General features: G+C 72.0%; 4 protein-coding genes. All 4 read left to right on the top strand.

Annotation, left to right across the window (positions count from 1 at the left end; genetic code table 11):
• Positions 1–685 precede the first annotated feature (685 nt).
• On the top strand, positions 686–2,848 hold the full coding sequence (locus WCD84_RS14235) for a hypothetical protein (protein ID WP_343281790.1): 2,163 nt from the start codon (positions 686–688) through the stop codon (positions 2,846–2,848).
• 140 nt (positions 2,849–2,988) lie between these two features.
• Complete coding sequence (locus tag WCD84_RS14230; protein WP_343281789.1) at positions 2,989–3,903, top strand: DUF808 domain-containing protein; 915 nt, start codon at positions 2,989–2,991, stop codon at positions 3,901–3,903.
• 9 nt (positions 3,904–3,912) lie between these two features.
• Complete coding sequence (locus tag WCD84_RS14225) at positions 3,913–5,064, top strand: UDP-N-acetylglucosamine--N-acetylmuramyl-(pentapeptide) pyrophosphoryl-undecaprenol N-acetylglucosamine transferase (RefSeq protein ID WP_343281788.1); 1,152 nt, start codon at positions 3,913–3,915, stop codon at positions 5,062–5,064.
• A gap of 7 nt (positions 5,065–5,071) precedes the next feature.
• Positions 5,072–6,703 (top strand): phytoene desaturase family protein, encoded by a 1,632-nt coding sequence (locus WCD84_RS14220; protein WP_343281791.1) that lies wholly within the window; start codon positions 5,072–5,074, stop codon positions 6,701–6,703.
• Positions 6,704–7,381: the final 678 nt, after the last annotated feature.

Raw genomic sequence — 7,381 nt, 5'->3', positions numbered from 1 at the left:
CCCCCCCCCCCCCCCCCCCCCCCCCCCCCCCCCCCCCCCCCCCCCCCCCCCCCCCCCCCCCCCCCCCCCCCCCCCCCCCCCCCCCCCCCCCCCCCCCCCCCCCCCCCCGGGCCCGGACCTTTTGCGCAGTCGGGGACGAAGGCAACGTCGAGTCGACGTCGAAACCGGTTGGATCGTCAACGGACCAAGCGGCGCCGCCACGACCACGGCCGCGGCTACGCCCACGCCCACGACCACGGTCGCGAGCGCGCCCGCTCTTGATCTCCGTCCCGAAGCCAAGAAACTCCATGGCCCGTCCCGTGCACAGGGGGTGTGCGGAGAGCCGGCCATGGATGGCCGGCGCTCGGCCGCTGGGAGCAGGACGCGGAGACGGCCGGCGCAGCACACCCCCTGTGCGCGGGACGGGCAGCGCGGGCTACAACGGAGAAACGCACGGAACGGGCAGCGCGGACCAGAACGGCGCAGCTCCCGCGCAACACCGTGCTCCAACTGTCACGTCAGCACCCCGGAGCCGCGAGAAGAACCAGCCACTCCGCCGGCCCGGCCGTACGTCTCTCCCTCAATCGGGAGAAGAACCTTTTCTTTGCCTGCCTTGCACAAGGGCAGAAATGGCTTCTGTATTGCAGGCAGGGTTCAATATGGACAGCTGCCACCGGCACGTCGACCGGTTCGGGAGAGTCCACGGATGAACAAGGGCAAGCGCCGCCTCCGGCGCGCAGGCTGGATCGTGCTGGGCAGCTGGCTGGCGTACCTCGCTGCCGGCAACGCCTTCCTCAACGTCGACGCGGCGCAGTCGCTGCTCAAGCGCAAGCCGGAAAAATTCCAGATCGCCTGGGATGGCGGCCACACCCTGCTGCCCGGGCGGGTGGCGCTGCGCGGGGTGCGCATGCAGGGGCACGCGCGGCGTACGGCGTGGACGGCGCAGGCCGCTCGCGCCCGCGGGCGGATCGCGCTGCTGCCGCTGCTGAAGCGCGAGATCCGCATCCCCTGGGTGGAGGTCGAGTCGGTGACCGGTTCGGTAGGGCGCGTTGACGTCGAGATCCCGTCGCCCGCGCCCCGGCCCGGCGGCTGGACCCTGCGCTTCGACCGCATCGCCAGCGACAGCATCGAAGGTGGCCAGGTGTTTGGCGTGCACATCGCCGGCAGTGGTCGCGCGGAAGTCGGCTTCAGCAAGCAGTTCCGCGGCGGGCCGGCGGAGCTGTTCCCGTCCACGGCCACCTTCTCCGGACTCTCGCTTGGCGACGGTGAGGTGCAGTGGCTGCACGAAGGCGCGGTCGAGGCCGCGTTCTCGATGCCTGCGCTGCCGTCGGGGCAGTCCGGCCTGGCGCGCTTGCAGGCCCTGCAGGCCTCCCTGATGCTCAAGGGCAGGCCGCTGGGCCTGCGCGCCGAGCTCGACGATGCCGGCCGCTACGCCTTCCACCTGGCACCCGGTGCGGAAGGCGGCGAACTGGATGCGCGGCTGTCCCTGCGCGACGGCGCCCTGGAGCCGGGTGGGACGCTGCGGCTGGAGCTGCCGCTGCGGGCACGCGACGCGGACGGCGCGGCGGCCGACAACGCGCTGGCGCTCCGGGTCGAGGTGGATGAGGACCTGCACCTGCACGCGCAGCTGCCCGACCGCGACCCCGCGCAGCCGAGCCTGGATGTCGCGCTGCGCCTGCCCGGCAACGCGCTGCCGCTGGGTGACTGGCGCACGCGCCTGGTCGGCAGCGAGGGCCACGTGCGCGGCCGCTGGCACATGCCCTCGATCGGCGGCGTGCTGGCGCTGTTCATGGACAGCGACTGGCTGGCGCTGGAGGGCAGCGGCGGGATCGAGGCCGACCTGCAGATCGGCGGCGGTCGACTGCGCGAGGGCAGCACGCTGCGGGTGCGCGATGTGCAGGCTCGCGCCGACGTCCTGGACACCCGCTTCGAAGGCGTGGCACACGCCGACGCCGTGCTTGCCCGCGAGGGCGAAGGCGGGCTGCAGTCCCGCGTCGAGCTGGTGATGGAGGAGTTCAGTGCGGCGCGGCATGACCAGCCGGAGCAGCCGCTGGTGAGCGGCCGCGACCTGCGGGTGCGGCTGGTGTCGGACGGCCGCCTCGAGCACCTGCGCGAGACCCTGGCCGCGCATCTCGTGTTCAAGGACGCGCGCGTGCCCGACATCGCCGCCCTCAACGCATGGCTGCCCAGCGACGGCCTCCGCTTCGGTGGCGGCAGCGGCACCCTGGGCGCCGACCTCCGGCTCGACGCAGCGGGCGACATCGGCACCGGTTCGCTGCGCGTTGACGCGCGCCGGGCGCGCATCGAGGTCGCGGGCCTCGAACTCGCGGGCGACGTGGCGATCGACGGCCGCCTGCGCGGCGGCAACCTGCGCGACGGCCGGCTCAGCCTCGACGGCAGCCGCGTGCGCCTGCGCAACGTGGCCTTCCGCGAGCGCGACGGCCAGCTGCGGTCGGGATGGTGGGCCACCGTCGACATCGGCCGCGGCGAAGCGGACTGGAAGTCACCGGTGTCGGCCCGCGGCGACATCCAGGCGCGGATGCGCGACGTCGGCTTCCTGCTGGCGATGTTCGCCGACCGTGGCGACTATCCGCCCTGGATCGGCCGCCTGGTGGACGCCGGCGAGGCGCGCCTGCGCGGGCGCTGGGCTTGGCGCGACGGCCAGCTGGTGCTCGACGGCGCGCACGCCGAGAACGACCGCTTCACCGTCGATGCGCGGATGAAGATCGAGGGCTCCCGGCGCAGCGGCGACCTGCACCTGGCCTGGGGCCGCCTGGGCGTCGGCATGGAGCTCGACGGCGCGCAACACCGGCTGCACCTGCGCAATTCGCGCGCATGGTTCGATTCGCGTCCGTCACTGCTGCCCTGACGCCCGGCGCCGGCGTGCCCGACCCACCGGCTGCGATCAGCGGCCGATCAGCTCCGTCGCCTGCGACGTGACGGTTCCGTATCGCGGGCCTGCCGGTCGCGGTGCGACAATCCGCCCTCCCCAGCCCCGACGGAACTCCGATGGCCGGCGCCACCCTGCTCACCCTGCTCGACGACATCGCCACCCTGCTCGACGACGTCTCCATCCTGACCAAGGCCGCAGCCAAGAAGACCGCCGGCGTGATCGGTGACGACCTGGCGCTCAACGCCCAGCAGGTCGCGGGCGTGAAGGCCAATCGCGAGCTGCCCGTGGTCTGGGGCGTGTTCAAGGGCTCGCTGGTCAACAAGCTGATCCTGGTGCCGGCGGCGCTGCTGATCAGCTGGCTGGCGCCTGTGCTGGTGGTTCCGCTGATGATGGTCGGCGGCGCCTACCTCTGCTACGAGGGCTTCGAGAAGGTGCTGGAGAAGCTGTTCCACTCCCACGCCAAGCCCGACCCGGAGGCGCGCGCGAAGGCCGTGCTCGCCTCGGGCGAGACTCCGCTGGAGCTCGAGAAAAAGAAAATCAAGGGCGCGGTGCGCACCGACTTCATCCTCTCCGCCGAAATCATCGTGCTGTCGCTGGCGGTGGTCGCCGACGAGTCGTTGCTGACGCGCACGATCGCGCTCTCGGTGATCGCGCTCGCGGTGACGGTCTTCATCTACGGGCTGGTCGCGGCGATCGTGAAGATGGACGACGCCGGGCTGTGGATGGACAAGCGCCCGGGCGTGCTGGTGCCGGCGCTGGGGCGCGGGCTGGTGTACGTGACGCCGTGGATGATGAAGGCGCTGGGCATCATCGGCACCATCGCCATGTTCCTGGTGGGCGGCGGCATCTTCGTGCACAACATCGATGCCCTGCACCATCTGGTCGAAGTCATGGAGGGCTGGGGCCTGCCTGCCTTCGTCGCCGACACCGGCGCCAGCCTGGTGGTCGGCATGCTGGTCGGCGCGCTGGTGGTGGGCGCGGTCGGCCTGTTCAATCGCGTGCGCGGCAAGGCGCCTGCGGAAGCACACTGAGGAGTCCGCATGCACGGTGACATCCGGGGCGCGGCGCGCGCCACGATCGGCCTTGCCGCGGGCGGCACCGGCGGCCACCTGTTCCCCGCCGAAGCCCTGGCGCGCGAGCTGCAGCGGCGTGGGCACGGCGTGGTGGTCTACACCGAGGCACGCGGCGCGCGCTTCACGCAGGCGCTGGAAGGGCTGCCGCACCTGGTGCTGCCGGCGCGCAGCCTGGCTGGGGGCGTCGTTGGCAAGCTGGCGGCGGCCGCGGTGATCCTGCGCGCCACGGCCACGGCACGCGCGGACATGAAGCGGCGCGGCGTGCGCCTGCTGGCGGGCTTCGGTGGCTACCCGAGCTTCGCGCCGGCGCTGGCCGCGCGCAGCCTCGGCCTGCCGCTGCTGCTGCACGAGCAGGGCTCGCGGCTGAGCCTGGCCAACCGCAGGCTGCTGGGCTTCGCCGATCGCGTGGCGACGTCGTTCGGTGACATTGGCGGGGTCGACGCCGGCGCGCACGGCAAGCTGGTCGAGACCGGCAACCCGGTGCGCGCGGGCATCCTCGAGGCGGCGAACGCCCCCTATCCCGGGCTGGCGGACGACGCGCCGCTGCGCCTGCTGGTGGTGGGCGGCAGCCAGGGTGCGGCGGTCTTCGGCCGTGTCGTGCCGCCGGCGCTGCTGGCACTTCCCGATGCGCTGCGCAGGCGCCTGCGGCTGTCGCTGCAGTACCGCGGCGACGATGCCGGCGCGGTGGCTGCAGGGCTGCGCGATGCCGGCATCGACGTCGACCTGCGGCCCTTTTTCGACGACATGGCCGCGCGGCTGCGCGACGCCCACCTGGTGCTGACGCGTGCCGGTGCGACCACCATCGCCGACCTGCTGGTGGTGGGCCGCCCGGCGATCCTGGTGCCGATCCCGCAGGGCGGCTCGCGGGACGAGCAACGCGGCAACGCCGAGGCGCTCGAACGCCTGGGTGCGGGCTGGTGCGTGCGCGAGGACGACGGTGGCTTCACCGCCGAAGCGCTGGCGGCGCGTTTGCAGGCACTGTTCGCCGCGCCCGCGGCCCTCGCCGATGCCGCCGCCGCGGCGGCAAACCTGGGTCGGCCCGACGCCGCCGCTCGCCTGGCCGACGAAGTGGAAGCGCTGCTGGCCGCACGCGCTGTAACCGCGGACGCGAAGGGCTGACATGGCGATGACCGTGACCGACGACGTCCTGATCATCGGTGGCGGCCACAACGGCCTGGTCTGCGCCGCCTACCTCGCTGGTGCGGGGTTGAAGGTGCGGGTGCTGGAGCGCCGCGGCATCGTCGGCGGTGCCGCGGTGACCGAGGAATTCCACCCCGGCTTCCGCAACTCGGTCGCCAGCTACACGGTTAGCCTGCTCAACCCGCGCGTGATCGCCGACCTGCGCCTGGCCGAGCACGGCCTGCGCGTGGTTGAGCGGCCGTTCTCGAACTTCCTGCCGCTGCCCGATGGCCGCGCCTTCCGCTTGGGCGGCGAACACGGCGCGGCGGAAGTGGCGAAGTGGTCGGCGCGCGACGCCGAGCGCCTGCCGCAGTACTTCGCGATGCTGGAGCGCGTGGTCGCGGTGCTGCGCGAGCTGATGCTGCTGACCCCGCCGAACGTATCCGATGGCTTCGTGCTTGCCGACTGGTTGGGGTCGTTCGCCGTGGCGCGCCGCCTGTGCCACCTCGACATGCGCGGCCGCCGGGATCTTCTGGACCTGTTCACCAAGTCCGCCGGCGAACTGCTTGACCACTGGTTCGAGTCCGAACCGCTGAAGGCGGCGCTCGGCTGGGACTCGGTGGTCGGCAACTTCGCCAGCCCCTACACGCCGGGCAGCGCCTACGTGCTGCTGCACCACGTGTTTGGCGAGGTCAACGGCAAGCAGGGCGCGTGGGGGCACGCCATCGGCGGCATGGGCGCGATCACCCAGGCGATGGCGGCGGAGTGCGCGGCGCGGGGCGTGACCATCGAGACCGGCGCCGAGGTCGCGGAGGTGCTGGTGGAAGGCGGCCGCGCCGTGGGCGTGGCCCTGTCCGATGGTCGCAAGCTGCGCGCCAGGGCGCTCGCCAGCAACCTCAATCCGAAGCTGCTGTATACGAAGCTTGTGCCACGCCAGCACCTGGATGACGACACCGCGCAGCGCATCGAACGCTACCGCTGCGCGTCGGGCACCTTCCGCATGAACGTGGCGCTGTCCGAGCTGCCGGACTTCAGCGCGTCGCCCGGTACGCAGCTGCAGCCGCACCACCAGAGCGGCATCCTGGTCGGGCCTTCGCTGCGCTACTTCGAGCAGGCGTATTTCGATGCGAAATCGAAGGAGCACAACGCCGGCTGGTCGCGCGCGCCGATCGTGGAGCTGGTCATCTCCTCGACCCTCGACGACAGCCTGGCGCCGGCCGGCCAGCACGTCGCCAGCCTGTTCTGCCAGCACGTTAACCCCGACGTCGACGGCGGCTGGGACATGCATCGCGACACCGTGGCCCGGCTGATGATCGACACCGTGGACAAGGTCGCGCCCAACTTCAGCCGCAGCGTGCTCGGCTACGAGGCGCTGTCTCCGCTGGACCTGGAGCGCCGCTTCGGCCTGGTCGGCGGCGACATCTTCCATGGCTCGCTGGGCCTGGACCAGCTGTTCTCCGCGCGCCCGCTGCTGGGGCAGGGAAACTACCGCGGCGCACTCGCGGGACTGTACCTGTGCGGCTCGGGAACGCATCCGGGCGGCGGCGTCACCGGCCTGCCGGGTCGCAACGCGGCGCGCGAGATGCTGCGCGACTTCGGACGCCGGCCGTTGCCAGCCGGATCCCGAAATAGTTCATGAACTGGCGAGTCTTGTTTTGCGCTGCAGCGTGCAAGTTGCATAACGTTTCCTTCACGATCGACCTGCACCCGACGTGGGGGAGGGAGCAAAGCCCGGAACGGTCCGCCGTTTCGGGCTTTTTTTTGGTTCTGCTCCCGACTGGGGGAGAGGCGTATGGCCGACCCGACGTTGTGGCTGGTTCTTCTCTCGGCTCCGGGGTGCTGACGTGACAGTTGGAGCACGGTGTTGCGCGGGAGCTGCTCCGTTCTGGTCCGCGCTGCCCGTCCCGCGCATTTCTCCGTTTTAGTCCGCGCTGCCCGTCCCGCACACAGGGGGTGTGCTGCGCCGGCCGTCTCCGCGTCCTGCTCCCAGCGGCCGGGCGCCGGCCATCCATGGCCGGCTCTCCGCACACCCCCTGTGCACGGGACGGGCCGTGGCGTTTTCCTGCTTCGGGTCGTAGATCAAGAGTGGGCGCGCTCGCGCTCGTGGGCGTAGCCGTGGCCGCGGCCGTGGCGGTGCCGCTTGGTCCGGTGACGATCCGCCCGCTTGCGACATCTGCGTCGACGTTGCCCCCGTCCACCACCGCGCAAAAGGTCCGGGCCCGCCGTGGAGGCAGGGGGGATGCCCAGAGCCGGCCATGGATGGCCGGCGGCCGGAACTGGGAGCAGGATGCGCATATTCCGGCTGGGCATCCCCCCT

This window comes from Luteimonas changyuni, from assembly GCF_039548395.1.
In the GTDB taxonomy this organism is placed as follows: Bacteria; Pseudomonadota; Gammaproteobacteria; order Xanthomonadales; family Xanthomonadaceae; genus Luteimonas.
The sequence above is the reverse complement of the archived record's forward strand: the minus strand, read 5'-3'. Positions and strand labels throughout refer to the sequence as shown.